Annotated in this window: 36 protein-coding genes; 3 read left to right on the top strand and 33 right to left on the bottom strand. The window is 37.9% G+C overall.

Annotated elements, in window-relative coordinates:
• Positions 1–105: 105 nt before the first annotated feature.
• The 32 genes from rplQ to rpsL all read right to left on the bottom strand — a co-directional run bounded on the left by rplQ (position 106) and on the right by rpsL (position 17,294).
• Positions 106–642 (bottom strand): 50S ribosomal protein L17, encoded by a 537-nt coding sequence (gene rplQ, locus ACKGJN_RS00440; protein WP_409537455.1) that lies wholly within the window; start codon positions 640–642, stop codon positions 106–108.
• Between the two features lie 112 nt (positions 643–754).
• A complete protein-coding gene (locus ACKGJN_RS00445) occupies positions 755–1,747 on the bottom strand; it encodes a DNA-directed RNA polymerase subunit alpha (RefSeq protein WP_409537456.1) in 993 nt (330 codons plus the stop codon).
• Positions 1,748–1,767: 20 nt separating this feature from the next.
• Positions 1,768–2,373 (bottom strand): 30S ribosomal protein S4, encoded by a 606-nt coding sequence (gene rpsD / locus ACKGJN_RS00450; protein ID WP_409537457.1) that lies wholly within the window; start codon positions 2,371–2,373, stop codon positions 1,768–1,770.
• Positions 2,374–2,463: 90 nt separating this feature from the next.
• The gene (rpsK, locus tag ACKGJN_RS00455; RefSeq protein WP_006988526.1) at positions 2,464–2,853 is read right to left on the bottom strand and encodes a 30S ribosomal protein S11; all 390 of its coding nucleotides are present in this window, start codon (positions 2,851–2,853) and stop codon (positions 2,464–2,466) included.
• An 8-nt stretch (positions 2,854–2,861) separates the two neighbouring features.
• Complete coding sequence (gene rpsM, locus ACKGJN_RS00460) at positions 2,862–3,236, bottom strand: 30S ribosomal protein S13 (RefSeq protein WP_409537458.1); 375 nt, start codon at positions 3,234–3,236, stop codon at positions 2,862–2,864.
• Between the two features lie 3 nt (positions 3,237–3,239).
• The gene (ykgO, locus tag ACKGJN_RS00465) at positions 3,240–3,356 is read right to left on the bottom strand and encodes a type B 50S ribosomal protein L36 (RefSeq protein WP_006988528.1); all 117 of its coding nucleotides are present in this window, start codon (positions 3,354–3,356) and stop codon (positions 3,240–3,242) included.
• A gap of 5 nt (positions 3,357–3,361) precedes the next feature.
• On the bottom strand, positions 3,362–3,577 hold the full coding sequence (gene infA, locus ACKGJN_RS00470; protein ID WP_006988529.1) for a translation initiation factor IF-1: 216 nt from the start codon (positions 3,575–3,577) through the stop codon (positions 3,362–3,364).
• 2 nt (positions 3,578–3,579) lie between these two features.
• The gene (gene secY, locus ACKGJN_RS00475; RefSeq protein ID WP_409537459.1) at positions 3,580–4,917 is read right to left on the bottom strand and encodes a preprotein translocase subunit SecY; all 1,338 of its coding nucleotides are present in this window, start codon (positions 4,915–4,917) and stop codon (positions 3,580–3,582) included.
• Positions 4,918–4,927: 10 nt separating this feature from the next.
• A complete protein-coding gene (gene rplO, locus ACKGJN_RS00480; RefSeq protein WP_409537460.1) occupies positions 4,928–5,380 on the bottom strand; it encodes a 50S ribosomal protein L15 in 453 nt (150 codons plus the stop codon).
• A gap of 9 nt (positions 5,381–5,389) precedes the next feature.
• On the bottom strand, positions 5,390–5,572 hold the full coding sequence (rpmD, locus tag ACKGJN_RS00485; protein ID WP_409537461.1) for a 50S ribosomal protein L30: 183 nt from the start codon (positions 5,570–5,572) through the stop codon (positions 5,390–5,392).
• A 12-nt stretch (positions 5,573–5,584) separates the two neighbouring features.
• Positions 5,585–6,109, bottom strand: a complete 525-nt coding sequence (rpsE, locus tag ACKGJN_RS00490; RefSeq protein ID WP_006988533.1) for a 30S ribosomal protein S5 — start codon at positions 6,107–6,109, stop codon at positions 5,585–5,587.
• 6 nt (positions 6,110–6,115) lie between these two features.
• Positions 6,116–6,472 (bottom strand): 50S ribosomal protein L18, encoded by a 357-nt coding sequence (rplR, locus tag ACKGJN_RS00495; RefSeq protein ID WP_409537462.1) that lies wholly within the window; start codon positions 6,470–6,472, stop codon positions 6,116–6,118.
• Positions 6,473–6,484: 12 nt separating this feature from the next.
• On the bottom strand, positions 6,485–7,027 hold the full coding sequence (rplF, locus tag ACKGJN_RS00500; RefSeq protein WP_409537464.1) for a 50S ribosomal protein L6: 543 nt from the start codon (positions 7,025–7,027) through the stop codon (positions 6,485–6,487).
• An 18-nt stretch (positions 7,028–7,045) separates the two neighbouring features.
• A complete protein-coding gene (gene rpsH, locus ACKGJN_RS00505) occupies positions 7,046–7,444 on the bottom strand; it encodes a 30S ribosomal protein S8 (protein WP_409537465.1) in 399 nt (132 codons plus the stop codon).
• Positions 7,445–7,519: 75 nt separating this feature from the next.
• A complete protein-coding gene (rpsN, locus tag ACKGJN_RS00510) occupies positions 7,520–7,789 on the bottom strand; it encodes a 30S ribosomal protein S14 (RefSeq protein ID WP_006988537.1) in 270 nt (89 codons plus the stop codon).
• Positions 7,790–7,791: 2 nt separating this feature from the next.
• Complete coding sequence (gene rplE / locus ACKGJN_RS00515) at positions 7,792–8,343, bottom strand: 50S ribosomal protein L5 (RefSeq protein WP_409537466.1); 552 nt, start codon at positions 8,341–8,343, stop codon at positions 7,792–7,794.
• A 2-nt stretch (positions 8,344–8,345) separates the two neighbouring features.
• Positions 8,346–8,657, bottom strand: coding sequence for a 50S ribosomal protein L24 (rplX, locus tag ACKGJN_RS00520; RefSeq protein WP_409537563.1), 312 nt, complete (start codon positions 8,655–8,657; stop codon positions 8,346–8,348).
• An 11-nt stretch (positions 8,658–8,668) separates the two neighbouring features.
• Positions 8,669–9,037, bottom strand: coding sequence for a 50S ribosomal protein L14 (rplN, locus tag ACKGJN_RS00525; RefSeq protein ID WP_409537467.1), 369 nt, complete (start codon positions 9,035–9,037; stop codon positions 8,669–8,671).
• A gap of 1 nt (position 9,038) precedes the next feature.
• Complete coding sequence (gene rpsQ, locus ACKGJN_RS00530; RefSeq protein ID WP_006988541.1) at positions 9,039–9,296, bottom strand: 30S ribosomal protein S17; 258 nt, start codon at positions 9,294–9,296, stop codon at positions 9,039–9,041.
• 18 nt (positions 9,297–9,314) lie between these two features.
• On the bottom strand, positions 9,315–9,506 hold the full coding sequence (gene rpmC / locus ACKGJN_RS00535; protein ID WP_006988542.1) for a 50S ribosomal protein L29: 192 nt from the start codon (positions 9,504–9,506) through the stop codon (positions 9,315–9,317).
• 12 nt (positions 9,507–9,518) lie between these two features.
• The gene (gene rplP, locus ACKGJN_RS00540; protein WP_006988543.1) at positions 9,519–9,938 is read right to left on the bottom strand and encodes a 50S ribosomal protein L16; all 420 of its coding nucleotides are present in this window, start codon (positions 9,936–9,938) and stop codon (positions 9,519–9,521) included.
• 19 nt (positions 9,939–9,957) lie between these two features.
• Positions 9,958–10,686 carry a 30S ribosomal protein S3 gene (gene rpsC / locus ACKGJN_RS00545; protein ID WP_409537468.1) on the bottom strand — a complete coding sequence of 243 codons (729 nt, stop codon included), beginning with the start codon at positions 10,684–10,686 and terminating at the stop codon, positions 9,958–9,960.
• A gap of 7 nt (positions 10,687–10,693) precedes the next feature.
• Positions 10,694–11,101, bottom strand: a complete 408-nt coding sequence (gene rplV, locus ACKGJN_RS00550; protein ID WP_409537469.1) for a 50S ribosomal protein L22 — start codon at positions 11,099–11,101, stop codon at positions 10,694–10,696.
• Between the two features lie 8 nt (positions 11,102–11,109).
• The gene (gene rpsS / locus ACKGJN_RS00555; RefSeq protein WP_006988546.1) at positions 11,110–11,388 is read right to left on the bottom strand and encodes a 30S ribosomal protein S19; all 279 of its coding nucleotides are present in this window, start codon (positions 11,386–11,388) and stop codon (positions 11,110–11,112) included.
• Positions 11,389–11,394: 6 nt separating this feature from the next.
• Positions 11,395–12,222, bottom strand: a complete 828-nt coding sequence (rplB, locus tag ACKGJN_RS00560; RefSeq protein WP_409537470.1) for a 50S ribosomal protein L2 — start codon at positions 12,220–12,222, stop codon at positions 11,395–11,397.
• Positions 12,223–12,231: 9 nt separating this feature from the next.
• Positions 12,232–12,522 (bottom strand): 50S ribosomal protein L23, encoded by a 291-nt coding sequence (gene rplW / locus ACKGJN_RS00565; protein WP_409537471.1) that lies wholly within the window; start codon positions 12,520–12,522, stop codon positions 12,232–12,234.
• Positions 12,523–12,527: 5 nt separating this feature from the next.
• A complete protein-coding gene (rplD, locus tag ACKGJN_RS00570; protein ID WP_006988549.1) occupies positions 12,528–13,157 on the bottom strand; it encodes a 50S ribosomal protein L4 in 630 nt (209 codons plus the stop codon).
• Positions 13,157–13,768 carry a 50S ribosomal protein L3 gene (gene rplC / locus ACKGJN_RS00575; RefSeq protein WP_409537472.1) on the bottom strand — a complete coding sequence of 204 codons (612 nt, stop codon included), beginning with the start codon at positions 13,766–13,768 and terminating at the stop codon, positions 13,157–13,159. The genes rplD and rplC overlap by 1 nt, the downstream gene beginning before the upstream one ends.
• Before the next feature lie 162 nt (positions 13,769–13,930).
• Positions 13,931–14,236, bottom strand: coding sequence for a 30S ribosomal protein S10 (gene rpsJ, locus ACKGJN_RS00580; RefSeq protein ID WP_006988551.1), 306 nt, complete (start codon positions 14,234–14,236; stop codon positions 13,931–13,933).
• A 10-nt stretch (positions 14,237–14,246) separates the two neighbouring features.
• On the bottom strand, positions 14,247–16,358 hold the full coding sequence (fusA, locus tag ACKGJN_RS00585; protein WP_409537473.1) for an elongation factor G: 2,112 nt from the start codon (positions 16,356–16,358) through the stop codon (positions 14,247–14,249).
• Positions 16,359–16,363: 5 nt separating this feature from the next.
• A complete protein-coding gene (gene rpsG, locus ACKGJN_RS00590) occupies positions 16,364–16,840 on the bottom strand; it encodes a 30S ribosomal protein S7 (protein ID WP_409537474.1) in 477 nt (158 codons plus the stop codon).
• 79 nt (positions 16,841–16,919) lie between these two features.
• A complete protein-coding gene (gene rpsL, locus ACKGJN_RS00595; protein ID WP_006988554.1) occupies positions 16,920–17,294 on the bottom strand; it encodes a 30S ribosomal protein S12 in 375 nt (124 codons plus the stop codon).
• Between the two features lie 552 nt (positions 17,295–17,846).
• Between rpsL and ACKGJN_RS00600 the strand changes: the two genes are divergently transcribed.
• The 3 genes from ACKGJN_RS00600 to rlmB all read left to right on the top strand — a co-directional run bounded on the left by ACKGJN_RS00600 (position 17,847) and on the right by rlmB (position 23,410).
• Positions 17,847–21,074: a SusC/RagA family TonB-linked outer membrane protein gene (locus ACKGJN_RS00600; protein ID WP_409537475.1), complete on the top strand. Its 3,228-nt coding sequence runs from the start codon at positions 17,847–17,849 to the stop codon at positions 21,072–21,074.
• 12 nt (positions 21,075–21,086) lie between these two features.
• Positions 21,087–22,520 carry a SusD/RagB family nutrient-binding outer membrane lipoprotein gene (locus ACKGJN_RS00605; RefSeq protein ID WP_409537476.1) on the top strand — a complete coding sequence of 478 codons (1,434 nt, stop codon included), beginning with the start codon at positions 21,087–21,089 and terminating at the stop codon, positions 22,518–22,520.
• A 152-nt stretch (positions 22,521–22,672) separates the two neighbouring features.
• Positions 22,673–23,410 (top strand): 23S rRNA (guanosine(2251)-2'-O)-methyltransferase RlmB, encoded by a 738-nt coding sequence (rlmB, locus tag ACKGJN_RS00610; RefSeq protein ID WP_409537477.1) that lies wholly within the window; start codon positions 22,673–22,675, stop codon positions 23,408–23,410.
• Between the two features lie 325 nt (positions 23,411–23,735).
• Here the strand turns inward: rlmB and ACKGJN_RS00615 are convergent, their stop codons facing one another.
• Positions 23,736–24,488, bottom strand: coding sequence for a rhomboid family intramembrane serine protease (locus ACKGJN_RS00615; protein WP_409537478.1), 753 nt, complete (start codon positions 24,486–24,488; stop codon positions 23,736–23,738).
• Between the last annotated feature and the right edge of the window lie 224 nt (positions 24,489–24,712).

The following is a 24,712-nucleotide window of genomic DNA, read 5'->3' on the forward strand; positions in this document are numbered from 1 at the left end:
TCACCATATCCGCTTTCGCGAAAATAGTATAAAAAAATTATATAAAAAAAAGGATAAACCTTGATGGCTTATCCTTTTTTAAATTGTGATGTAAAAGAATCATTACTAGGCTTCTTTAGAATCATCTTTTTTATCTTCTTTGGTTTCAGAAGGTTTGGTTTCAGCTTTAGGAGCGGCTTTTGCCTCAGGAGCAGCCTTTGCATCTGCACCAGTCTCTTCAGCTTTTTTCTTACCAGCTCTACGAGTTGATTTTTTCTTCTCAGGTTTGGTTAGGTTATAAATTTCGTTATAATCTACCAATTCGATCATCGCCATATCTGCATTATCACCAAGACGATTACCTAATTTGATAATTCGGGTATATCCGCCTGGACGATCTCCAACTTTTGGAGCTACATCCCTGAACAATTCTGCCACAAAATCCTTTTGACGAAGTTTGGCAAAAACCAATCTTCGGTTATGAGTAGTATCCACTTTAGATTTTGTAACCAAAGGTTCTACAAACTGCTTTAAAGCTTTTGCTTTTGCAACAGTTGTGTTTATGCGCTTATGCTCAATTAGGGAGCACGCCATGTTTGCCAACATGGACATACGGTGTGCTTTTTTCCTTCCTAAGTGATTTATTTTTTTTCCGTGTCTCATTTTTTCTTAGATATTAGACGTTAGATATGAGGTTTTAGATTTTTACTTCTTAATGTGAGAAAGATGTGTTTCAACTTTTCTCAAATCTAATGTCTCATTTCTTGAGTCTATATTAGTCTTTATCCAATTTATATTTTGAAAGATCCATCCCAAAGTTTAAACCTTTATTGTTCACAAGCTCTTCAAGCTCGGTTAAAGATTTTTTACCAAAGTTGCGGAACTTCATCAAGTCATTTTTATTATAGGAAACTAAATCCCCCAGCGTATCAACTTCTGCAGCTTTCAAGCAGTTTAGCGCTCTTACCGAAAGATCCATATCCACCAATTTCGTTTTTAGCAACTGTCTCATGTGAAGGGATTCTTCATCATAGGTTTCAGTTTGTGCTATTTCATCTGCTTCAAGGGTGATGCGCTCATCAGAGAACAACATAAAGTGATGTATCAGTGTTTTAGCAGCTTCGGTTAAAGCTTCTTTAGGATGAATGGATCCATCGCTTACGATTTCAAAAATCAATTTTTCATAATCGGTTTTTTGCTCTACCCGAAAGTTTTCAATACTATATTTTACATTTTTGATTGGGGTATAAACCGAATCTGTAAAAATAGTACCTAAAGGTGCATTTGCTTTTTTGTTCTCTTCTGCAGGAACATAACCACGACCTTTTTCAACAGTAAGTTCCATATTGAAACTCACTTTTTTATCAAGATTACAAATCACCAAATCTGGATTCAGGATTTGAAAACCGGAGATAAATTTTTGAAAATGACCGGCAGTAAGCTGATCCTGACCTGAGACAGAAATTGTAACGGCTTCGTTGTCTATTTCATCAATTTGCCTTTTAAACCTTACTTGTTTCAGGTTTAATATAATTTCTGTTACATCTTCCACCACGCCAGGGATTGTAGAGAATTCATGATCAACTCCTTCAATGCGAACAGAGGTGATTGCAAATCCTTCTAATGATGATAACAGTACTCTTCTTAAAGCGTTACCAACGGTTAATCCATAACCTGGTTCCAAAGGACGAAATTCAAATTTCCCTTCGAAATCAGTGGAATCAATCATTATAACTTTATCGGGCTTCTGAAAATTTAGTATTGCCATATTACGACTTCTGTGAATTATTACTTCGAATATAATTCGACGATGAATTGTTCATTAATATTTTCCGGAATTTGAACTCTACCAGGTACAGAAACATACGTTCCCAGTTTGGTTTCGTTATTCCAGGTAATCCACTCATAGGTTGCACTTGAGTTGGAAAGTGAATTTAGAATTGCTTCTAAAGATTTCGACTTTTCTCTAACCCCAACTACATCACCGGGATTTAATTGATAAGACGGAATATTTACTAATTCACCATTTACGGTAATATGCCTGTGAGAAACCAATTGCCTTGCTCCGCTTCGTGAGGGAGAAACTCCCATTCTATACACTACATTATCAAGACGTGATTCACATAATTGCAACAACACTTCCCCGGTAATACCGTTAGCACGTGTTGCTTTTTCAAACATATTTCTGAACTGACGCTCTAAAATACCATAGGTATATTTAGCTTTTTGCTTTTCCATTAACTGGATAGCATATTCAGATTTTTTACCTCTTCTACGGTTGTTCCCGTGTTGTCCGGGAGGGTAATTTCTTTTTTCAAAAGACTTGTCATCTCCGAAAATAGCTTCGCCAAATTTACGAGCTATCTTAGTCTTTGGACCAGTATATCTTGCCATTATAAATTTTGTGTTTAAGAAAGCGATTATGAATTAAGGTCACTGTCCTTCGATAATCTGGGTGCTTTCCCTGTTTATACTTATTATTTATTAAACTCTACGTCTTTTTGGAGGTCTACAACCATTGTGCGGTAAAGGAGTAACATCAATAATTTCTGTTACTTCAATTCCTGCATTATGAATTGATCTTATTGCAGATTCTCTTCCGTTACCAGGACCTTTCACAAACACCTTTACTTTGCGCAATCCTGCTTCATGTGCTACTTTCGAAGCATCTTCAGCAGCAAGTTGTGCAGCATAAGGAGTGTTTTTCTTAGATCCTCTAAAGCCCATTTTACCGGCTGAAGACCAGGAAATCAAATCTCCTTTTTTATTTGTCAAAGATATAATAATGTTGTTAAAAGAAGCAGTAACATGCGCTTCTCCATTGGACTCCACAATTACTTTACGTTTCTTTTGAGCTGTTTTAGTTTTTGCCATCCTACTTATTATTTAGTTGCTTTCTTCTTGTTGGCAACTGTTTTTCTTCTTCCTTTTCTCGTTCTGGAGTTATTCTTAGTTCTTTGACCTCTTAAGGGAAGTCCAGATCTATGACGAACACCACGGTAGCATCCAATGTCCATAAGACGTTTGATACTCATTTGTACTTCTGAACGAAGTTCTCCTTCAATTTTGAAAGTTCCTACAGTTTCACGAATACGTCCGATTTCATCATCGTCCCAATCTGAAACTTTTTTACTTTCATCTACATTAGCATCTTTCAGGATTTCCTGAGCTCTGCTCTTTCCAATTCCGAAGATATAGGTCAAAGCTATAACTCCGCGCTTTTGTTTTGGTATATCAACACCTGCAATTCTAGCCATAACTTATCCTTGTCTTTGTTTGAATTTCGGATTCTTTTTGTTTATCACGTAAAGCCTGCCTTTTCTGCGTACAATCTTGCACTCGGCACTTCTTTTTTTAACTGATGCTCTAACTTTCATCTTAATTAATATCTATAAGTTATTCGAGCCTTTGATAAATCGTATGGGCTCATTTCTAATTTGACTTTATCCCCGGGTAATAATTTAATATAATGCATACGCATTTTACCCGAAATATGAGCGGTCACAACGTGACCATTCTCCAGTTCTACCCGGAACATAGCATTTGATAATGCCTCAATGATTGTTCCGTCTTGTTCAATTGCTGATTGTTTTGCCATAATTACGCTATTGCTTTTCTGTTTTTTCCAGTTTTCATCAAACCGTCGTAATGCCTATTTAACAAGTACGAATTCACTTGTTGCATAGTGTCAATCGCAACCCCTACCATAATTAGTAGGGAAGTACCTCCAAAGAACAATGCCCAACCCTGTTGTACACCCAACAGTTGAACTACAACAGCGGGGAACACCGCTATTAAAGCAAGGAAAATTGAACCCGGAAGGGTAATTTGTGACATGATCCTATCCAGGAATTCCCCTGTTTCAGAGCCTGGACGAATACCGGGTATAAACCCACCACTTCGCTTAAGATCATCTGCCATTTTATTGGTAGGTACTGTAATTGCCGTGTAAAAATACGTAAACACAATAATCAATAAGGCGAAAACCAAATTGTACCAAAACCCAAATATATCACTAAACGCAGCTGCAATTCCTTGTGAGGTCTCTCCTTCAGAAAGTCCTGCTACGGCAGCTGGTATAAACATTATAGCTTGTGCGAATATAATTGGCATTACACCGGAAGCATTTAATTTAAGAGGTATATACTGTCTTGAACCAAATACATTCTTTTCATATCCACCGGATGCTGTTCTTCTGGCATACTGAACCGGGATTTGACGAACTGCCATCACCAGCATTACAGATGCAAGAATAATAAGGAACCAAATTACCAATTCAATTAAAATCATAATTAAACCACCATTAGATTCGAAAACCCTGGAAGCAAATTCCTGAATAAAGGCCTGAGGAAGGGTGGCAATAATACCAACCATAATCAATAGGGAAATCCCATTTCCTATTCCTTTATCAGTGATCTTTTCACCCAACCACATTGCAAAAATAGTTCCTGTGGTTAATATAATTACTGAAGAAGCTACGAATGTAACGGTATCTCCAAGTAAAAAGGCACTTTGAGGCAAGGTTGAAAAAAGGTTATAAATATAACCAGGACCCTGCACTAAAGTAATTGCTATTGTTAACCATCTTGTTATCTGGTTGATTTTTCTTCTACCACTTTCTCCCTCTTTTTGTAATTTTTGCAAATAAGGAACCGCAATTCCCATAAGCTGCACTACAATAGAGGCAGAGATATATGGCATAATTCCTAATGCAAAAACCGAAGCATTTGAAAAGGCACCACCGGTAAACGCATTAAGGAGGCCTAAAAGACCTCCATCAGTTTGACTTGCCAAATTGGAAAGCTGTGAAGCATCTACCCCTGGCAAAACAACCTGCGCACCAAACCGATAAACCAATAACAAACCAAGGGTCACTAAAATTCTATTTTTTAGTTCCTCAATTTTCCAGATATTTTTAAGAGTACTGATAAATTTCATCGTTTATCTATTATAAAGTAACAACTTCACCTCCGGCAGCTTCGATAGCTTCCTTTGCTGAGGCAGTAAATTTATGAACAGATATTTTCAACGTTGCTTTTAATTCTCCTCTACCTAATATCTTTACTAGTTCGTTTTTTCCGGCTAAACCATTTTCAACCAAAACCTGCATATCTACGGTATCTTTAATCCTACCGTTATCTACAAGCATTTGAAGTGTATCAAGGTTAATACCCTGATGTTCTTTTCGGTTAATGTTGGTAAAACCAAATTTTGGCACCCTACGTTGAAGCGGCATTTGACCACCTTCAAAACCAATTTTCTTAGAATAACCAGAGCGGGATTTGGCACCTTTATGACCACGAGTAGAAGTTCCTCCTTTACCGGATCCTTCACCCCTACCTACTCGCTTATTGTTACTTTGAACTGAACCTTTTGCAGGTTTTAAGTTACTTAAATCCATGTGAATTTATTATTTTGTTTCCTCTACGGAAACTAAGTGTTTAACTTTATCTACCATACCAAGGATATTTGGTGTGTTTTCGTGCTCTACTACCTGGTTTAATTTTCTAAGACCAAGTGCTTCTAAAGTACGTTTCTGGTTTTGAGTACGTTTAATTGCACTTTTAACCTGTGTAACTTTTATCTTTCCCATTTTATCCTTGAATTAACCTTTAAATACTTTATCTAATGTAACTCCACGTTGTTTCGCTACAGTTTGGGCACTCCTCAATTGCAATAAAGCATCAAAAGTGGCTTTTACCACGTTATGCGGATTTGAGGATCCCTGATTTTTTGAAAGTACATCGTGAATACCAACAGATTCCAATACTGCACGTATTGCTCCACCGGCGATTACTCCAGTACCAGTTGCCGCTGGCAACAATAATACTCTTGCTCCACCATACTTCCCTTTTTGTTCGTGTGGGATGGTTCCTTTGTTTAAGGGGATTCTTACCAAATTCTTTTTGGCATCCTCTACACCTTTGGAAATAGCATCGGCAACCTCTTTAGATTTACCTAAACCCTGGCCTACTACACCATTTTCATCACCTACTACTACAATCGCAGAGAAACCAAATGCTCTACCACCTTTTGTAACTTTAGTAACACGTTGTATACCTACCAAACGATCCTTTAATTCAAGACCCGCCGGTTTTACAAGTTCTACATTTTTATAATCTTGATACATATCTTTTTAGAATTTTAGTCCTCCTTCACGGGCACCATCTGCCAACGATTTAACTCTTCCATGATATAAATAACCACCTCTGTCAAAAGAGATTGTTTCTATACCGGCTTTTAACGCCTTTTCGGCAAGACTTTTACCAACCAAAGTTGCTTTCTCAATCTTGTTTCCTTCTGCCGAAGTTACGTCTTTATCTCTTGAAGAAGCTGCAGCCAAAGTTTTTCCTTCCACATCGTCTACTATTTGGGCATAAATTTCTTTATTGCTCCTAAATACTACCAATCTTGGACGGCTTTGTGTACCACTAATATCCTTACGAATACGCTTCCTAATCTTTTGTCTTCTATCTTGTTTTGAAAATGCCATATCTAAAGTCTATTAAGCCGATTTACCAGCTTTTCTTCGTAATTGTTCTCCTACAAACTTAATACCTTTCCCTTTGTAAGGCTCTGGAGCCCTGAAAGAACGTATTTTAGCTGCTATCTGGCCTACCAGTTGTTTATCATATGAAGTCAATTTCACGATAGGGTTTTTACCTTTATCTGAAATTGTTTCCACTTTCACTTCAGGAGCCAATTCAAAAACAATATTATGAGAGAATCCAACAGCGATTTCCAATCTTTGTCCCTGGTTTGATGCACGATAACCTACACCTACAAGTTCCAATTGCTTGGTAAATCCGTTTGCTACTCCTTCAATCATATTATTTACCAAAGAACGGTATAACCCGTGCTTTGCTTTTTGGTCCTTTTTTTCAGAGAATCGCTCAAAAGTAATGATTCCATCTTCAATTTTAATGTCGATGTCACTAAATTCCTGAGTTAATTCTCCTAATTTTCCTTTTACCTTCACAATTCCGTCCTTAACGTCAACTGTAACGCCTTCTGGGATAGTGATTGGGTTTTTACCTATTCTTGACATTTCTTAAGTCTTTAAGTATTAGTAAACGTAACAAAGAACTTCACCACCCACATTTTCAGCTTTGGCCTGCTTTCCAGTCATTACCCCATGAGAGGTAGAAACTATCGCTATTCCAAGTCCGTTAAGGATACGAGGTACTTCGTTAAATCCGGCGTATTTACGCAAACCGGGTTTACTTATTCGTTGAATATTCTTTATTACTGACTCTTTAGTAAGTTTATCGTACTTAAGTGCTATTTTGATGGTTCCCTGGTGGGAATTCTCTTCAAATTTGTAACTAAGAATATATCCTTGATCGAATAATATTTTAGTGATCTCCTTTTTAAGATTAGAAGCTGGTATCTCAACCACTCTGTGGTTTGCAAGTACCGCATTTCTAATTCTTGTTAAATAATCTGCAATAGGATCTGTAGTCATTTGTTTTTATTTTCGAAAGTGGTTTTTCAATCCCGATAGCTTTCGGGATGAAACCTTCCTCCTGTTAAATCTTAATTACCAACTAGCTTTTCTTACCCCTGGGATTAATCCCATATTGGCCATTTCTCTAAACATCACACGGGAAAGTCCAAACTGTCTCATGTAGCCTTTAGGTCTTCCTGTTAATTTGCATCTATTATGCAACCTAACGGGAGAGGCATTTTTTGGAAGTTTCTGCAAGCCTTCGAAATCTCCGGCTTCTTTTAAAGCTTTTCTTTTCTCTGCATATTTCTTCACAGTTTTTTGTCTCTTCACCTCTCGGGCTTTCATTGATTCTTTAGCCATAATTAATTCTTTTTAAAAGGTAAACCCAGTTCCGTTAACAATGATTTTGCTTCCTTATCTGTAGCTGCATTAGTTACAAATGTAATATCCATTCCAGAGATTTTATTCACCTTATCGATATCGATCTCAGGGAAGATAATTTGTTCGGTAACACCTAAGTTATAATTACCTCTTCCATCAAAACCGGTAGCTTTAATTCCACTGAAATCACGAACCCTTGGAAGGGCCGATGTGATTAAACGATCCAGGAATTCATACATTCTATCTCCACGTAAAGTTACTTTGGCACCAATTGGCATCCCTTTACGAAGTTTGAAAGATGCAACATCCTTCTTAGATATGGTTGATACGGCTTTTTGACCGGTTATTGCAGTTAGTTCATCTACTGCATAATCAATCAATTTCTTGTCTGCTACAGCAGCTCCAACTCCCTTGCTCAAAACTATTTTTTGTAGTCTTGGAACTTCCATGATGTTGGAGTAACTGAATTCTTCTTTAAGAGAAGACATTACTCTGTCTCTATACTCTTGTTTAAGTCTTGGTACGTATGCCATAACTAAATTACTTCATTGGATTTTTTGGAAAATCTCACTTTCTTACCGTCTTCAGTCCTATAACCAACACGGGTGTTATCACCCTTTTTATCTATTAAAGATAAATTGGAAATATGAAGCGGAGCTTCCTTCTTTACTATTCCTCCTTGTGGATTGGATGCACTTGGCTTCTCATGTTTGGAAACCATATTCACACCTTCCACAATTGCTTTGTTCTTTTCACGAAGAATCTTTTGAACCTTTCCCTCCTGACCTTTATGATCACCAGCGATTATTCTAACTGTATCTCCGGATTTTATTTTAAGCTTGTTCATCATACTATGTATTAAAGCACCTCTGGCGCTAATGAAACAATCTTCATGAATTGCTTATCACGAAGCTCACGGGCTACAGGGCCAAATACACGTGTACCACGCATTTCACCTGTTGGATTCAAAAGAACACATGCATTATCATCAAAACGGATGTAAGATCCATCTGGTCTACGCACTTCCTTCTTGGTACGAACAACAACTGCTGTTGAAACCGCACCTTTCTTAATGCTTCCATTAGGTGTGGCTTCTTTAATACTGACAACTATTTTGTCTCCAACAGAAGCGTATCTTCTTTTTGTACCCCCTAATACCCTAATCGTCAAAACTTCTTTGGCGCCGGTATTGTCTGCTACTCTTAATCTGGACTCTTGTTGTACCATTTTATTTAGCTCTTTCTATAATTTCTACTAATCTCCAACATTTAGATTTACTCAATGGACGTGTTTCCATTATTTTTACTGTATCTCCAATGTTGCAGTCATTTGTCTCGTCGTGCGCCACATATTTCTTCGTTTTCAAAACGAACTTTCCATACATGGGGTGTTTTACCTTTTTAACTTCAGCAACCACTATGGATTTCTGCATTTTATTACTGGTAACTACACCTATACGTTCTTTTCTTAAATTTCTTTTTTCCATCTTTCAGCAGAATAACACTTATTGTTGTTCTCTTTTTGTTAACTCTGTAGCAATTCTCGCTATAGATCTTCTTACAGCACGAAGCTGTATTGGGTTCTCTAATGGCGATACTGCGTGAGCCATTTTTAAATCTGAATACGCTTTCCTGGTTTCACCAAGTTTTTCCTGCAATTCTGCTACAGATAATTCTCTTACTTCTGATTGTTTCATAACTTCTCTTAATTAAGCTTGATAATCTCTAGCTACAATAAACTTGGTTTTTACCGGAAGTTTTTGTGCGGCAAGTCGCAAAGCTTCTTTGGCCACATCATAAGGCACCCCTCCTATTTCGAAGAGGATCCTTCCTGGTCTAACAACTGCTGCCCAATATTCTACAGCACCTTTACCTTTACCCATACGTACCTCAAGAGGTTTCTTGGTGATAGGTTTATCTGGAAAGATTTTGATCCATAATGAACCTTCTCTTTTCATATAACGGGTTGCGGCTATACGCGCTGCTTCTATTTGACGTGCAGTAAGGAAATTTGAGTCTAATGATTTAATCCCAAATGTACCGTTTGAAAGTCTGTGCCCCCTTTGGGAGTTTCCTTTCATACGGCCCTTTTGCATCTTGCGATATTTTGTTCTTTTAGGCTGTAACATTTTTCTTTACTTTAAAAGATTACTTTCTACGACGTGACTTGTTACCACCTCGTGCGGCACCGGGTCCAGGTTTTCCACCACTTTTTTGCTTGTCCATGCCTACAAGAGGGGAAAGATCTCTTTTACCAAATACCTCACCTTTCATGATCCATACTTTAACACCTAATCTACCATATGTGGTATGTGCCTCAACTAAAGCATAATCAATATCGGCTCTAAAAGTTGACAAGGGAATTCTTCCATCTTTGTAGCCTTCAGAACGTGCCATTTCAGCACCGTTCAATCTACCTGAAATCTGGATTTTAATCCCTTCAGCATTCATTCTCATGGCAGCTGCGATGGCCATTTTTATTGCACGACGGTATGAGATTCTATTCTCAATTTGTCGTGCAACACTGGAGGCTACTAAATGTGCATCCAGTTCTGGTCTCTTGATTTCAAAAATGTTAATTTGAACTTCCTTGTCGGTAATTTTCTTAAGTTCCTCTTTCAACTTATCTACCTCCTGTCCACCTTTCCCAATGATAATACCGGGTCTGGCAGTGGTGATAGTAACGGTTATAAGTTTTAGAGTACGTTCGATAATTACCCTAGATACACTCGCTTTAGATAAACGAGCATGGATGTATTTTCTAATCTTATCGTCTTCGGCTAATTTATCGCCGTAGTCATTTCCTCCGTACCAGTTGGATTCCCATCCTCTTATGATACCAAGGCGATTCCCGATTGGATTTGTTTTTTGTCCCATACTCTTCTTAGCTTTGTGTATTATTGTTAGCTCCAAGCACTAATGTAACGTGGTTGGAACGTTTTCTTATTCTGTGAGCACGGCCCTGTGGTGCAGGACGCAATCTCTTTAACATACTACCTCCGTCTACACGGATCTCCTTCACAAATAATTCAGCTTCCTCTATACTTGCGTCCTCATTTTTGGCTTGCCAGTTTGCAATTGCAGACAATAACAATTTTTCCAATTTACGAGATGCCTCTTTAGAGCTAAATTTCAATATCTGAAGCGCTTTTTCTACTTTCTCACCACGAACCAAATCTGCGACTAAGCGCATCTTCCTAGGTGAAGTAGGGCAGTTATTCAGTTTTGCAAAAGCTAATAATTTCTTAGCTTCCTTTGTTTGCTCTGCTTTTTCTCTTTTACGAACTCCCATAGCTTCAGTTATCTTTTACCTTTATTTTTCGCACCTGCGTGACCTCTAAAAGATCTTGTAGGTGAGAATTCCCCTAATTTATGACCTACCATATTTTCGGTTACATAAACAGGAACAAATTGTTTCCCATTATGAACAGCGATGGTTTGCCCAACAAAATCCGGTGTTATCATTGAAGCCCTTGACCAGGTCTTAATAACAGCTTTCTTCCCGGATTCTACATTTTGGGAGATTTTTTTATCTAGTTTATAGTGAACGTAAGGTCCCTTTTTTAATGAACGTGCCATATCTTATTATTTCTTTCTACGTTCTACAATATATTTATTACTCGCTTTCGTTTTAGATCGGGTTCTGTAACCTTTAGCAGGTATACCTTTTCTAGAACGTGGGTGACCTCCGGAAGATTTCCCTTCACCACCACCCATTGGGTGATCCACAGGGTTCATCACAACCGGTCTGGTTCTTGGTCTTCTACCCAACCATCTGCTTCTACCGGCTTTCCCGGAAACAAGCAATTGATGATCACTGTTTGAAACAGCACCAATTGTACATATACAAGTAGTAAGTACTCTTCTAATTTCTCCTGACGGTAATTTTATGGTCGCATATTTCCCTTCTCTTGCCACAAGTTGAGCAAAAGCACCAGCACTACGAGCCATAACAGCTCCCTGCCCTGGTCGTAATTCAATACAGGAAATAACTGTTCCAAGAGGAATACTGGCCAAAGGCATTGCATTTCCAATTTCCGGTGCTGCCACAGCTGCATCTGAAACTATATTCTGCCCAACCTGAAGTCCATTTTGAGCAACAATATATCTTTTTTCGCCATCCTGATAATTCAATAATGCGATAAAAGCCGTTCTGTTCGGATCATACTCTATAGAGGCAACAGTAGCCGGAATTCCGTGCTTGTCGCGTTTAAAGTCTATAATCCTGTAACGCCTTTTGTGACCACCACCTTTATAGCGCATGGTCATCTTTCCTTGACTGTTTCTACCACCTGACTTTTTAATCGGAGCTAACAAACTCTTCTCCGGCTTATCAGTAGTAATGGCGTCAAAACCATTAACTACTCTAAAACGCTGCCCAGGGGTGATTGGTTTTAATTTTCTAACTGACATTCTTTAATCTTAAAGATTACTATATAAATCAATAGTTTCACCTTCCGCCACCTGTACATATGCTTTTTTATAAGCACTTGTTTTACCAGTGACCACACCTGTCTTTGTATAACGGGATTTGCGATCTGGACGGACATTCACTGTGCGAACTTTAGTAACTGAAACACCATAAGCAGATTCTACTGCGTTCTTAATTTCAATCTTATTCGCCTTATTATTAACAACAAATGAAAAGCGGTTATTCAACTCGCTATCTGCTGTTGCTTTTTCTGTAATAATAGGTTTTATTAAGACACTCATACTGCTTATTTACTTAAGTTCAACTCAATTCCTTCTAAAGACCCCTCTACAAACACAAGATTATTTGCATTTAATATTTTGTAAGTACTTAATTCTGAACTACTTACAACCTCAGAGCCCTTTAAATTGCGTGAGGACAAATATACATTTTTATTTGAGTCACCCAACACTATTAGAGATTTTTTACCTTCAACTCCCAAACCTTTCAAAACATCGATAAAGTTTTTGGTTTTTGGAGTGTCAAATTGAAAATCTTCTACAATTATTATCGCCTTATCCTGAGCCTTAAGAGAAAGAGCAGATTTTCTTGCCAATCTCTTTAAGTTCTTATTAAGTTTGAAACCATAGTTTCTTGGACGTGGTCCAAAAACGCGGCCTCCACCTTTAAAGATTGGAGATTTAATACTACCGGCACGTGCTGTACCTGTTCCCTTTTGCTTTTTGATCTTACGTGTACTTCCTGCTATTTCCGCACGCTCTTTTGCTTTGTGCGTACCCTGGCGCTGATTTGCCAGATATTGTTTAACATCAAGATATACCGCATGATTGTTAGGCTCTATTCCAAAAACAGCGTCAGAAAGGTTGACCTTTCTACCTGTTTCTTTTCCTTTAATATCTACAACTGCTATTTCCATTACTTCTGAATGATTACATACGAGTTCTTATGTCCCGGAACACATCCCTGAACTACAAGTAGGTTCTTATCTGAAACCACTTTTAAGACCCTTAAGTTTTCTACTTTCACTTTATCTCCACCCATTCGTCCAGCCATGCGCATTCCTTTAAATACCCTCGCTGGGTAAGATGCAGCACCAATGGAACCCGGGGCTCTTAAACGGTTGTGTTGACCGTGAGTAGCTTGACCCACACCAGCAAAACCGTGTCTCTTTACAACACCCTGGAAACCTTTACCTTTACTTGTACCGGAAACGTCAACAAACTCGCCCTCGGTAAAATGTTCAACTGTAATGGAATCTCCTAATTTGTGCTCTCCTTCAAATCCCTTGAATTCAACGACTTTGCGCATTGCTGCGGCTCCGGCTTTTTTAGCGTGCCCTGTGGCAGCTTTATTAGCAGTCTTTTTGTCATCGAAACCAAGTTGAAGAGCTTCGTACCCGTCGACCTCTATGGTTCTGACTTGGGTAATTACGCACGGCCCAGCTTGTATAACGGTACACGGAATGTTTTTCCCGTTCTCGTCAAAGATGCTGGTCATGCCTATTTTCTTTCCTATTAACCCAGACATAATTATTAATTATTAATTAAACTATTTATTTAAAAATATTCAGGACCGAAAATACTTTCAGTCCTGAATGTATTTTTACCGTTTTTCCTTTGCGAAACGCGCCGGACATGTATTGCAGAATCTGAATTCAAAATTCTGAATTCAAAATTTTGAATTATATCATCACACCTTGATCTCTACCTCTACTCCGCTGGGAAGCTCAAGTTTCATTAAGGCATCGATGGTTTTAGATGAAGAACTATAGATGTCCAACAACCTTTTGTACGAGCTTAATTGAAATTGCTCTCTTGCCTTTTTATTAACGTGAGGAGAACGCAATACTGTAAATATCTTTTTATGTGTTGGCAATGGGATTGGCCCGGTTACCACAGCACCCGTAGATTTTACGGTTTTTACGATTTTCTCTGCAGACTTGTCTACCAGATTGTGATCGTACGATTTTAGTTTTATTCTGATTTTCTGACTCATATCCCTTTAATTAATCGTTTGTTGTACCCTTAGCTGCTTTTATAACTGATTCTGAAATGTTGGAAGGAGTTTCAGCATAATGAGAAAATTCCATTGTTGAAGTCGCTCTACCAGATGATAATGTTCTTAATGTGGTAACATACCCAAACATTTCAGAAAGTGGCACTTCTGCTTTAATCACTTTTGCTCCAGATCTGTCGGACATGTCATTTACCTGTCCTCTTCTTCTGTTTAAATCTCCCACTATATCTCCCATGTTTTCTTCAGGAGTTACAACTTCTACTTTCATTATTGGCTCAAGAATAACAGCACCTGCTTTTTTAGCAGCAACTTTATACCCCATTTTAGCCGCCAATTCGAACGAAAGTTGATCAGAATCTACAGGGTGGAATGAACCATCTGTTAATTCAACCTTTAAAGTATCCATTTTAAATCCGGCCAATGGCCCAGCTTTCATAGCTTCTTTAAAGCCTTTTTCTACCGAAGGAATAAATTCCTTAGGAATACGACCACCTTTAACAGAATCTACAAACTGAAGGCCTGGACCTTTAAAATCTTCATCTGCCGGTGACATATTAAATACGATATCACCAAATTTACCACGACCACCAGATTGTTTTTTATAAATCTCCCTGTGATTTGCACTTTTAGTAATAGTTTCTTTATACTCAACCTGAGGCTGACCTTCATTAACTTCAACCTTGAATTCCCTTCTCATACGATCTACAAGAATTTCCAGGTGCAATTCACCCATTCCTGAAATAATTGTTTGACCTGAATTTTCATCGGTTTTAACCTGGAAGGTTGGATCTTCTTCAGCAAGTTTTGCCAAAGCCATACCCATTTTATCAACATCAGCTTTTGTCTTAGGCTCCACAGCGATACCAATTACCGGTGCAGGGAAAGACATGGACTCTAATGTAATAGGATGCTTCTCATCTGTAAGTGTATCTCCGGTTTTAATATCTTTAAAACCAACAGCAGCTCCAATATCCCCAGCTTCAATTCTGTCAATAGGTTCCTGCTTGTTAGAGTGCATCTGGTAAATACGTGAAATACGCTCTTTTTTACCAGAACGGTTATTCAACACGTAAGAACCTGCATCCAACGCTCCGGAATAAACTCTAAAGAAAGCCAAACGTCCTACGAAAGGATCGGTAGCGATTTTAAAAGCTAAAGCAGAAAATGGAGAATCAACATGTGGCTTACGCGACTCTTCTTCTTCCGTATCAGGGTTAACACCTATAATAGCATCAACATCTACAGGAGATGGTAAATATCTCATAACCGCATCCAACATCATTTGAACACCTTTATTTTTAAAGGCAGATCCACACATCATTGGAATAATAGACATATCGATAGTTGCAGCTCTAAGCGCAGCAATGATTTCATCTTCAGTAATGGAATTTTCATCTTCGAAGAATTTTTCCATTAAAGCTTCATCATAATCAGCTACGGCTTCTACCAAAAGAGTACGGTACTTTTTCACATCTTCCATAAGCTCCTCGGGGATCTCAATGGTCTCATATGTCATACCAAAATCTTCTTCATTCCAAACGATCGCAGTCTTGGAAATAAGATCTACAATCCCTTTAAAATTTTCTTCTTCCCCGATTGGAATTTGCAATGGAACCGGGTTTCCACCCAACATAGTTCTCACCTGATTACAAACGTTGAAAAAGTCAGATCCCTGACGGTCCATTTTATTAACAAACCCTAAACGTGGAACCCTATACTTATCTGCCTGTCTCCAAACAGTTTCAGATTGTGGCTCAACGCCATCAACCGCACTGAATAAAGCAACCATACCATCCAGAACACGTAATGAACGCTCTACCTCTACGGTAAAATCTACGTGACCAGGAGTATCAATAATATTTACAGTATATTCTGTATTTCTATAATTCCACTTACAATGAGTTGCAGCAGAAGTAATGGTAATACCTCTTTCCTGCTCTTGCTCCATCCAGTCCATAGTAGCGGCGCCATCGTGCACCTCCCCTATTTTATGACTTACACCGGTATAGAACAAAATACGCTCTGTAGTGGTGGTTTTACCAGCATCAATATGAGCGGCAATACCTATATTTCTTGTAAATTTTAAATCTCTTTGTGCCATTTTGTTTAGAATCTAAAGTGAGAGAATGCTTTGTTAGCTTCAGCCATTTTATGAGTATCTGTTCTTTTCTTAACAGCAGCACCTTCTTCCTTGGAAGCAGCGATAATTTCTCCGGCTAATCTTTGGGCCATAGATTTCTCGTTACGTTTTCTGGAGTAAGAAATCAACCACTTCATGGCAGTTGAAACCTTACGGTCCGGACGAATTTGCATTGGTATTTGAAAAGTAGCACCACCAACACGTCGACTTCTAACTTCTACGTGAGGCATTACATTAGAAAGGGCATCCTTCCAAACTTCTAGAGCCGATTTTTCTTCGTCTTGTTTTTTCTCTTCTACAATTGCGATAGCATCGTAGAACACTTTATAGGAAACCGATTTCTTACCATCCCACATCATCATGTTTACAAAACGCGTAACCAATTGATCATTAAATTTTGGATCCGGTAAAAGAGGCCTCTTTTTTGCCTGTCTTTTTCTCATTTCTTCTTTTGAGTTAATTGTTAAGGTTAAAACACTTAAGGCCTGAAGCCCTTTAATGCATTAACTTCTAACGTTTGTTTTACTTCTTAGGGCGTTTTGCTCCGTATTTTGATCTACGCTGAGTTCTTCCAGCCACACCGGCGGTATCTAAAGCACCACGAACAATGTGATACCTAACTCCCGGTAAATCTTTTACCCTTCCGCCTCTAACCAATACTATCGAGTGCTCCTGTAAATTGTGTCCTTCTCCGGGAATGTATGCGTTTACCTCTTTACCATTTGTTAACCTTACCCTTGCAACTTTACGCATTGCAGAATTAGGCTTCTTAGGCGTAGTGGTGTAAACACGCGTACAAACTCCCCGACGTTGAGGGCACGATTCCAAAGCAGCCGATTTACTCTTCTTGGTTATTTTGGCTCTTCCTTTTCGTACTAATTGTGAAATTGTTGGCATAATTTCTTCTACACTAATTATTGTTAAAAATTACCTCCCTATTTTTTAGGGTTGGCAAAGGTAGAAATAAAAACGAATTATTCAAATGATAATTCATTAATTTTCAGAAGAATCTCCTCCCAAATAATAATATCCCTTAAAAATCACCAAAGCCTAATGTTGCTCTCACCAAAAATTAAAAGCATAATATGTTCATCAGCTATGACGGCCTTAAACAAATTATAAAGAATTTGACCCGGCAGTCTTATTTTTTGATAGGCATCAAATCTTAATAAAACAGCAATATTATTATAAACAAAACTAATAAGTATTGGTATTCTCAATAAAATATCACCTAATTAAAAATTTATTCATACTTGGGGTTTTAATCCAAACATTTAATTAAAAAAATTCAGTGAAATTAATTATAATTCGCTTAATATTTGTCTTTCAGCCTTCTACCTTATTAATTAACATTGATTTAACGTTAAAATATTTTTTTTGTGGCAATGACTTGGATAGCATCCTATTTCTCACCAATTTTGGCGTTGGCTAATTCAAACAAATTAAACAATGAAAACAAAATTTAGTAGTATTATGACGCTGTTATTGGCGTTCGTTGTGCAGATAACATTTGCACAACAGCAAACGGTTACCGGTAAGGTAACCGATGAAAGTGGTTTACCTCTACCCGGGGTGAACATAATTATTAAGGGTACTTCTACAGGAGTACAGAGTGATTTCGATGGGAATTACGCAATCGAAGCTTCGCAAGGAGATATTTTGGTGTTTTCCTTCATAGGTCTTCAAACTGCAGAATATCCAGTAGGCAGCAACAATGTTGTCGATGTAGCTTTAGCTGCCGATTCAGCTCAACTAGACGAGGTGGTAGTTACCGCATTAGGTATTTCAAGGGAAAAAAAATCTCTTGGTTACGCAACCCAGGAAGTGGATGGAGATGAAGTTAATACCGCTAAAGAAGGAAACTTTGTGAACTCTCTCTCCGGGAAAATTGCAGGTCTTGACATTAAAAAGAGTTCTACTTTAGGTGGATCTTCAAATGTTGTTATTCGTGGATATTCCTCCATTACCGGAAACAACCAGGCCTTATTCGTGGTAGATGGTGTGCCAATTAATAATGAGACTTACAACACCGGAAGTCAAACTGGAGGTGGAAATGGCTATGATTACGGAAATGGTGCTTCAGACATTAATCCAGATGATATTGCCAGCGTTAACGTTTTAAAGGGTGCAGCGGCAACTGCCCTCTATGGATCCAGAGCTGCCAATGGTGCAATAATCATCACAACCAAAAAAGGTAAAAAGAATCAGGGTCTTGGAGTTACTGTTAACACTTCTGTTTCTGTTGGAAATTACGACAAAGATACCTTTCCAAAATTCCAAAAGGAATACGGTGCAGGTTATGGACCATTTTACGGCGCGGGACCTGGAGGTTACTTCCTTGGCGAAGACATCAATGGTGATGGCGTAGAGGATCTTGTGATCCCTACCACTGAAGATGGTTCTTTTGGTGGGCGTTTTGATCCTAATTTAATGGTTTATGGATGGGAATCTTTCTACCCTGAGTTGGAGGATACCTACCAACAAGCTATGCCTTATACCGCAGGTGCCAATGGCCCTGAATATATTTTCCAGACTGCCTATACCGATACTGAAAACGTAGCTATAAGTTCTGGAGGTGATAAAGGATCTTCAAGGATTAGTTACACCCGTTTTAATCAAACAGGTATTCTTCCCAATTCAGAAATAACCAGACATACTATGGATTTTTCTGGAACTTTAGAATTAACTGATAAATTTACAGCTACCGCCAAGGCAACCTACACTAAAAATTCTGGTTTGGGACGTTATGGAACAGGTTACGATGCCGAAAACCTAATGACCAATTTCAGACAATGGTGGCCGAATAATGTGGATTTAAAGGCACAAAGGGATGCATATTTCCAAACAGGAAGAAACATAACCTGGAATCCACACAGTTTTAGTGATACTTCACCTATCTACTGGGATAACCCATATTTCACACGTTACGAAAACTTTAATACCGACGAAAGAAACAGGTTATTTGGATATGTAACTTTAGGTTACGATTTCACAGAGTGGTTAAATGTTTTAGGTAGAGCAACAGTAGATACCTACAGTGAATTCAGGGAAGAACGTAATAATATCGGAAGTGTCGATCTTCCTCAATATTCGAGAAGAAATATAAATTTCACCGAATACAACTATGATTTATTACTTAATTTCAAAAAGGATTTCGGAACAGATTTCGGAATAACAGGAGTACTGGGAACAAACTTCAGACAAACGAAGTTTCAGGATATTAGCGCCAGCACAAACGGAGGTCTAACTTTACCTCGTCTATTTGCCTTAAGTAACTCTGCAAGCCCTATTAATTTTCCTGTAGAAAATGACCAGGAAGTGCGGGTAGTAGGTTATTTTGGAACAGCAAGTCTTGATTATATGAATACCTATTACCTTGAAGGATCATTAAGAAGAGATGTATTTTCAACCTTAACCGATGGTCAAAATGCCTTTAATTATCCAGCAATTTCAACAAGTATTATTTTTTCAAATCTTATAGAAAGTAGTGCTTTAACCTATGGTAAACTTAGAGCAGGGTATGGTGAGGTAGGAAACGGAGCCAATGCATATCAGTTGAGGAACACATTCAATGCTGTTGCGGGATTTAATGGCACACCATTATATTCTAATCCTGGAGTTGCAAAAAATCCTAATTTAACTGAAGAACGCACCAATGAACTTGAAGTTGGTTTAGAGATGAGTTTCTTTAACAGAAGGTTAGGTTTTGATGCTTCCGTCTATAAAAAGGAAACAGAAAATCAAATCATTCCTATTAGTGTTACTCCTGCAACAGGATTCCAAAACTATGTTGTGAATTCGGGTATTGTAGAAAATAAAGGTTTAGAATTACAGGTTTTCGGTTCACCGGTTAGAACAGAAGATTTTGAATGGAGAATTAACACAAACTTCTCAACTTATAAAAGTGAAGTAACTAAATTAGTTGGTGATACTAAAAACTTATTACTGAACTCGTTTTTTGGAGTTACCTTAAATGCTGCTTTAGATGAGCCTTTTGGTGTAATAAGAGGTACCGATTATATTTATGAAAATGGTCAGCGAGTGGTAAGAGAAGATGGTAAATATGCTAAAACAGCAAACCGTGATAACGTGATTGGAGACATCAATCCAGACTGGAAAGCTGGGATTCAAAACTCTCTTAGATACAAGAACTGGGATTTCAGTTTCTTGATCGATATCCAGGAAGGTGGAAGCGTATTTAGTGGAGATATGTATTTTGGTCTTGCTACCGGGGTATATGCAGAAACTGCAGGTCTTAACGATTTAGGGAACCCATTAAGAGATCCTGTTACAGATGGAGCAGACTCTGGTGGAGCCATTCTTTCTGGAGTACAGGCCGATGGTTCAACCAACACCGTAAGAGCTTCATTTGAAGATTATTCAAACCCACTTGGACGTTATGGAAATGCTCCCGATGCCCAGTTCGTTTATGATGCTTCTTATGTAAAACTAAGAGAAGTAACTTTATCTTATAATATGCCCAAAACGACTTTGGAGAGTCTTCCATTTACAGGAATTAAAATCTCTGCAACCGGTCGTAATTTATGGATAATTGATAAAGATCTACCTTACGCCGATCCAGAATCAGGATTTAGTGCAGGTAACGTACAAGGCTTTCAAATAGGAGCTTACCCTTCTACTCAGGAGTACGGATTAAATGTACAATTACAATTTTAAAAAATAAAAAACATGAAAAAATTATTAATTTTGATGTTGATCGGTTTTACAGCGATAAGTTGTACTGAAGATATAACCGATTACAACGTAGATCCTAAAAGACCGGAAACAGTGCCGGCTGGAACTTTATTCTCCAACGCTGAAAAGAACCTTGGAGACCTTATGACAGAAGTATCTTCGGGAAGAAATTTACTTAAACTCTGGTCACAACACTGGACAGAGACCACATATAATGATGAAGCCAATTATGACATCATTGGTAGAGATCCTTCCGAAAGTTTTTGGATAAGAATATATAACAATGTTCTACAGGATCTAAGCTCAGCAAGAGAAGCTATTGCACTTGATGAGTTGCTTGACGATCAAACCAGAGCAAATCAGCTTGCAATTATTGACGTTTTGGAAGTGTATTCATACCAGGTATTAGTAGATCTTAACGGGGATGTTCCTTATACGGATGCATTAAATGTTTCAGAAAACATCAACCCTGCTTACGATGATGCAGCCTTTATTTATGAAGATTTGATAAGACGTATTTCTAAAGATGCTACTACTTTAGCCCAGGGCGGAAGTTCTTTTGGATCTGCCGATATATACTATGGTGGAGATGTTGCAAAATGGGCGAAATTCGCCAATTCCCTAAAATTAAAGTTAGGGATGAGAATTGCCGATGTTAACTCTGGATTAGCTTCGACTACAGTTAGTGAAGCATTTGCAGGAGGAGTAATGGAATCTTCAGATGATAGCGCAATTATCTTTTACGAAGAAGCATCTCCAAATAACAACCCCTTGCACAATTTATTTGTACTGAATAACCGTGGATCAGATTATGTTGCGGGAAAAACATCGGTAGATTATTTGCTTTCTGTAAATGATCCAAGAATTGATGATTTCTTTGATGAAAATATTGACGGCTATGTTGGTGGTCCTATTGGGGGAAATAATTCTTATCCAAACTTCTCACACATTGCTCCGGAATTGACTGAAAACCCTAGTGCCCCAGGTGCTATTCTAGAGTATTTCGAGGTCCAATTTTTCTTAGCTGAGGCTGTTGAAAGAGAATTTATCACCGGAGATGCTCAAATGTTCTATAATAATGCGGTAACTGCAAACATTATAAAATATAATGGTACAGCGGCTGAAGCCACTGCTTACCTTGCAAAAGCAGAAGTAGCATATAGCTCTTCAAACTGGGAGCAATTAATTGGAACCCAAAAATGGATTGCTTTGTTCAACAATGGTTTTGAAGCCTGGACTGAATGGAGAAGACTTGATCATCCAGATTTTCTGGTCAATTCTGCTTTAAGTGATCAACCTGTTCCTTTAAGGATTTTTTATCCTACTAATGAAAATGCTTTAAATGCAGATAATTATAACGCAGCTGTACAAAACATAGGTGGATCAGATGATCTTTATACTCCTATCTTTTGGGATGTTAACCAATAATTTAATTCTATAGAATACCTAAAGAGGCTGCCCAAAAGGCAGCCTCTTTTTTTATATGGATCCGGTAAACCCACTTTAATCAGAAAAAAATAATCATTAAAAAAAATCGTACCCATATAAAGGAAATTTCATAAAAAGCTATCTTTGCCCCTATGGAAGACAATACCACAATTTTTGGAATAAGAACCGTAATGGAAGCTATTCAAAGCGGGAAGAACATCGATAAGATCTATATTCAAAAAGGGCTTTCCGGCCCCTTATTTCAAGAACTCTTACACCAAATAGGAAAAGAAGGCTACAACCTTTCCTATGTTCCTGTAGAAAAACTAAACAAACTCTCCAATGGGAACCACCAGGGAGTAGTTGCGAAGATTTCGCCAATTAAATTCAGGAACATGGAAGATGTTGTTCAGGAAATCCTGGAAGAGCCTTCAAAAACCCCATTGTTCCTTTTATTAGATCAGATTACCGATGCCCGTAATTTCGGAGCTATTATCCGGACGGCAGAATGTTGCGGAGTTCATGCGATCATTGTTCAGAATAAAGGTGGCGCACCGGTCAATGCCGATACGGTAAAAACCTCCGCCGGCGCTGTTTTCAAAATACCTATCTGTAAGGTGAATCATATTAAAGATGCCATATATTATATGCAGTCTTCGGGCATCCATGTAGTGGCAGCTACCGAAAAGACTGAAGATACCTTATACTCGGTCGATTTTAAACTTCCCACTGCTTTAATTATGGGTAGTGAGGAAAAAGGAGTTAATCCATCGGTTTTAAAAATAGTAGATGCCAAAGCTAAATTACCAATGTATGGAACTATTGGCTCCCTAAACGTATCTGTGGCTTGTGGGGCCTTTTTATATGAAATTGTGAGACAACGGATTTAAAGTAGATTTGGGATTTGGGATTTGGGAAAAAAAATAGAGAAAAGAAAATAGAAATAGAGATTCGGAATAGGAAAGTTTAAAGGTCAATTCTGATTTTTTTCTTCGGAAATCTGCTAGATCTTACGAAGGATAAAATACAGCAAACATTGAATTAAGGTTTAAAGACGGTCATTACGAATCAGGAAAGTTTAACATTAGTGCATTGGTTAATATTTTTTTGATGAACATATGGTTTATGTTCTAAATAAAATTCAAATCCCAAACTAGCGAATCATCATTCCCGAATTAACGATTTAATGAATTTTGAATCCTGAATCTTGAATTTTTATTCCTCTTTAGACTTCTTATAAAAATAGACGTAGCTGGTTCCCGGGGATTCCTCTTCTGTTATTTCTTCGATCGGTTCTGTTTCTGGTAGCGTTTCAACAAAATTCCCATCCTCATCAAAATGCCTCATAAATGGGTCGTCTTCCTGATTATAGTTTGGTTTTTCCCATTCATATTTAGGTGGTTTTACAATTTTTTGCTTGTAGATAAAGGCAAATAACAATCCTGCCAGAAGGCCGGATAAATGTCCTTCCCATGAAATCCCTGGATCTACAGGAACTACAAACCACAATAAACCGCCATAGAGAAAAACCACTATAAAAGACAAGGCGATCAGTCTATAATACCGGGAGAAAATTCCTTTAAAAAACAAAAAAGAAGCCAGAAGATAAATCACTCCACTTGCGCCAATATGATTGGCAGGTCTTCCTATCCCCCAGGTAAAAAGTCCTGTGAACAGAATTCCAAAAAGTAAAATTTGCCAGGCGATCCCTCGGTAAAAATAAAAAAGCGCCATCGACAACACAAATAAAGGAATAGTGTTATTAAACAGGTGTTTAATGTCTGAATGAATAAAAGGTGAAAGAATCACTCCTCTTAGCCCTTCCAGGGTACGAGGTCTTACTCCCAAATAATTAAAATCAACACCAAACCGGACCTCGGTCCAAAAAACGATCCAAATAAGCAAAACAAACACTATAGGATAACCTATAACCCCGGAGGAAAAGACAAAAGGTTCAGATGTTTTCAAAATTTGTTTGTTATTTAATTGATATAAACCAGATTCAGAAAATATCAAAATTCTGATATACGAGTTTTTTTAAATATTTGCTTCCAATCAAGTTTCATCGACATTTTCCACTAATAAATTTATGAATAAAATACTTAGAAATTTATATTCAGAAAAAAACTGAAATTCTATTATAGATTCCTTTATTTGAGGGCAAAAGCTATGCTAAAAAAAGCAGTTTGACA

Origin of the sequence: Gillisia xinjiangensis (genome assembly GCF_046298265.1) — a bacterium.
Taxonomy (GTDB): Bacteria; Bacteroidota; Bacteroidia; order Flavobacteriales; family Flavobacteriaceae; genus Gillisia; species Gillisia xinjiangensis.

Coding starts and splice junctions, on each gene's coding strand:
- rpsL (WP_006988554.1), bottom strand. CDS start 17,294: ATGCCAACAATTTCACAATTAGTACGAAAAGGAAGAGCCAAAATAACC.
- rplB (WP_409537470.1), bottom strand. CDS start 12,222: ATGTCAGTTAGAAAATTAAAACCAATCACCCCTGGGCAGCGTTTTAGA.
- rpsD (WP_409537457.1), bottom strand. CDS start 2,373: ATGGCAAGATATACTGGTCCAAAGACTAAGATAGCTCGTAAATTTGGC.
- rpsC (WP_409537468.1), bottom strand. CDS start 10,686: ATGGGACAAAAAACAAATCCAATCGGGAATCGCCTTGGTATCATAAGA.
- rpsM (WP_409537458.1), bottom strand. CDS start 3,236: ATGGCTAGAATTGCAGGTGTTGATATACCAAAACAAAAGCGCGGAGTT.
- rpmD (WP_409537461.1), bottom strand. CDS start 5,572: ATGGGAAAGATAAAAGTTACACAGGTTAAAAGTGCAATTAAACGTACT.
- rplR (WP_409537462.1), bottom strand. CDS start 6,472: ATGGCATTTTCAAAACAAGATAGAAGACAAAAGATTAGGAAGCGTATT.
- ACKGJN_RS00605 (WP_409537476.1), top strand. CDS start 21,087: ATGAAAAAATTATTAATTTTGATGTTGATCGGTTTTACAGCGATAAGT.
- infA (WP_006988529.1), bottom strand. CDS start 3,577: ATGGCAAAACAATCAGCAATTGAACAAGACGGAACAATCATTGAGGCA.
- rplC (WP_409537472.1), bottom strand. CDS start 13,768: ATGTCTGGGTTAATAGGAAAGAAAATAGGCATGACCAGCATCTTTGAC.
- rpsE (WP_006988533.1), bottom strand. CDS start 6,109: ATGTATCAAGATTATAAAAATGTAGAACTTGTAAAACCGGCGGGTCTT.
- rplN (WP_409537467.1), bottom strand. CDS start 9,037: ATGGTACAACAAGAGTCCAGATTAAGAGTAGCAGACAATACCGGCGCC.
- fusA (WP_409537473.1), bottom strand. CDS start 16,358: ATGGCACAAAGAGATTTAAAATTTACAAGAAATATAGGTATTGCCGCT.
- ACKGJN_RS00445 (WP_409537456.1), bottom strand. CDS start 1,747: ATGGCAATACTAAATTTTCAGAAGCCCGATAAAGTTATAATGATTGAT.
- rpsN (WP_006988537.1), bottom strand. CDS start 7,789: ATGGCTAAAGAATCAATGAAAGCCCGAGAGGTGAAGAGACAAAAAACT.
- rplV (WP_409537469.1), bottom strand. CDS start 11,101: ATGGGAGTTCGTAAAAGAGAAAAAGCAGAGCAAACAAAGGAAGCTAAG.
- rpsH (WP_409537465.1), bottom strand. CDS start 7,444: ATGACTACAGATCCTATTGCAGATTATTTAACAAGAATTAGAAATGCG.
- ykgO (WP_006988528.1), bottom strand. CDS start 3,356: ATGAAAGTTAGAGCATCAGTTAAAAAAAGAAGTGCCGAGTGCAAGATT.
- rplF (WP_409537464.1), bottom strand. CDS start 7,027: ATGTCAAGAATAGGTAAAAACCCAATCACTATCCCAGAAGGCGTTACA.
- rplW (WP_409537471.1), bottom strand. CDS start 12,522: ATGAGTGTCTTAATAAAACCTATTATTACAGAAAAAGCAACAGCAGAT.
- rpmC (WP_006988542.1), bottom strand. CDS start 9,506: ATGAAACAATCAGAAGTAAGAGAATTATCTGTAGCAGAATTGCAGGAA.
- rpsQ (WP_006988541.1), bottom strand. CDS start 9,296: ATGGAAAAAAGAAATTTAAGAAAAGAACGTATAGGTGTAGTTACCAGT.
- rpsS (WP_006988546.1), bottom strand. CDS start 11,388: ATGGCACGTTCATTAAAAAAGGGACCTTACGTTCACTATAAACTAGAT.
- rpsJ (WP_006988551.1), bottom strand. CDS start 14,236: ATGAGTCAGAAAATCAGAATAAAACTAAAATCGTACGATCACAATCTG.
- rpsK (WP_006988526.1), bottom strand. CDS start 2,853: ATGGCAAAAACTAAAACAGCTCAAAAGAAACGTAAAGTAATTGTGGAG.
- rpsG (WP_409537474.1), bottom strand. CDS start 16,840: ATGAGAAAAAGACAGGCAAAAAAGAGGCCTCTTTTACCGGATCCAAAA.
- rplQ (WP_409537455.1), bottom strand. CDS start 642: ATGAGACACGGAAAAAAAATAAATCACTTAGGAAGGAAAAAAGCACAC.
- rplP (WP_006988543.1), bottom strand. CDS start 9,938: ATGTTACAGCCTAAAAGAACAAAATATCGCAAGATGCAAAAGGGCCGT.
- rplO (WP_409537460.1), bottom strand. CDS start 5,380: ATGGATTTAAGTAACTTAAAACCTGCAAAAGGTTCAGTTCAAAGTAAC.
- rplE (WP_409537466.1), bottom strand. CDS start 8,343: ATGGCATACGTACCAAGACTTAAACAAGAGTATAGAGACAGAGTAATG.
- rplD (WP_006988549.1), bottom strand. CDS start 13,157: ATGGAAATAGCAGTTGTAGATATTAAAGGAAAAGAAACAGGTAGAAAG.
- rplX (WP_409537563.1), bottom strand. CDS start 8,657: ATGAACAAGCTTAAAATAAAATCCGGAGATACAGTTAGAATAATCGCT.
- rlmB (WP_409537477.1), top strand. CDS start 22,673: ATGGAAGACAATACCACAATTTTTGGAATAAGAACCGTAATGGAAGCT.
- ACKGJN_RS00600 (WP_409537475.1), top strand. CDS start 17,847: ATGAAAACAAAATTTAGTAGTATTATGACGCTGTTATTGGCGTTCGTT.
- secY (WP_409537459.1), bottom strand. CDS start 4,917: ATGAAATTTATCAGTACTCTTAAAAATATCTGGAAAATTGAGGAACTA.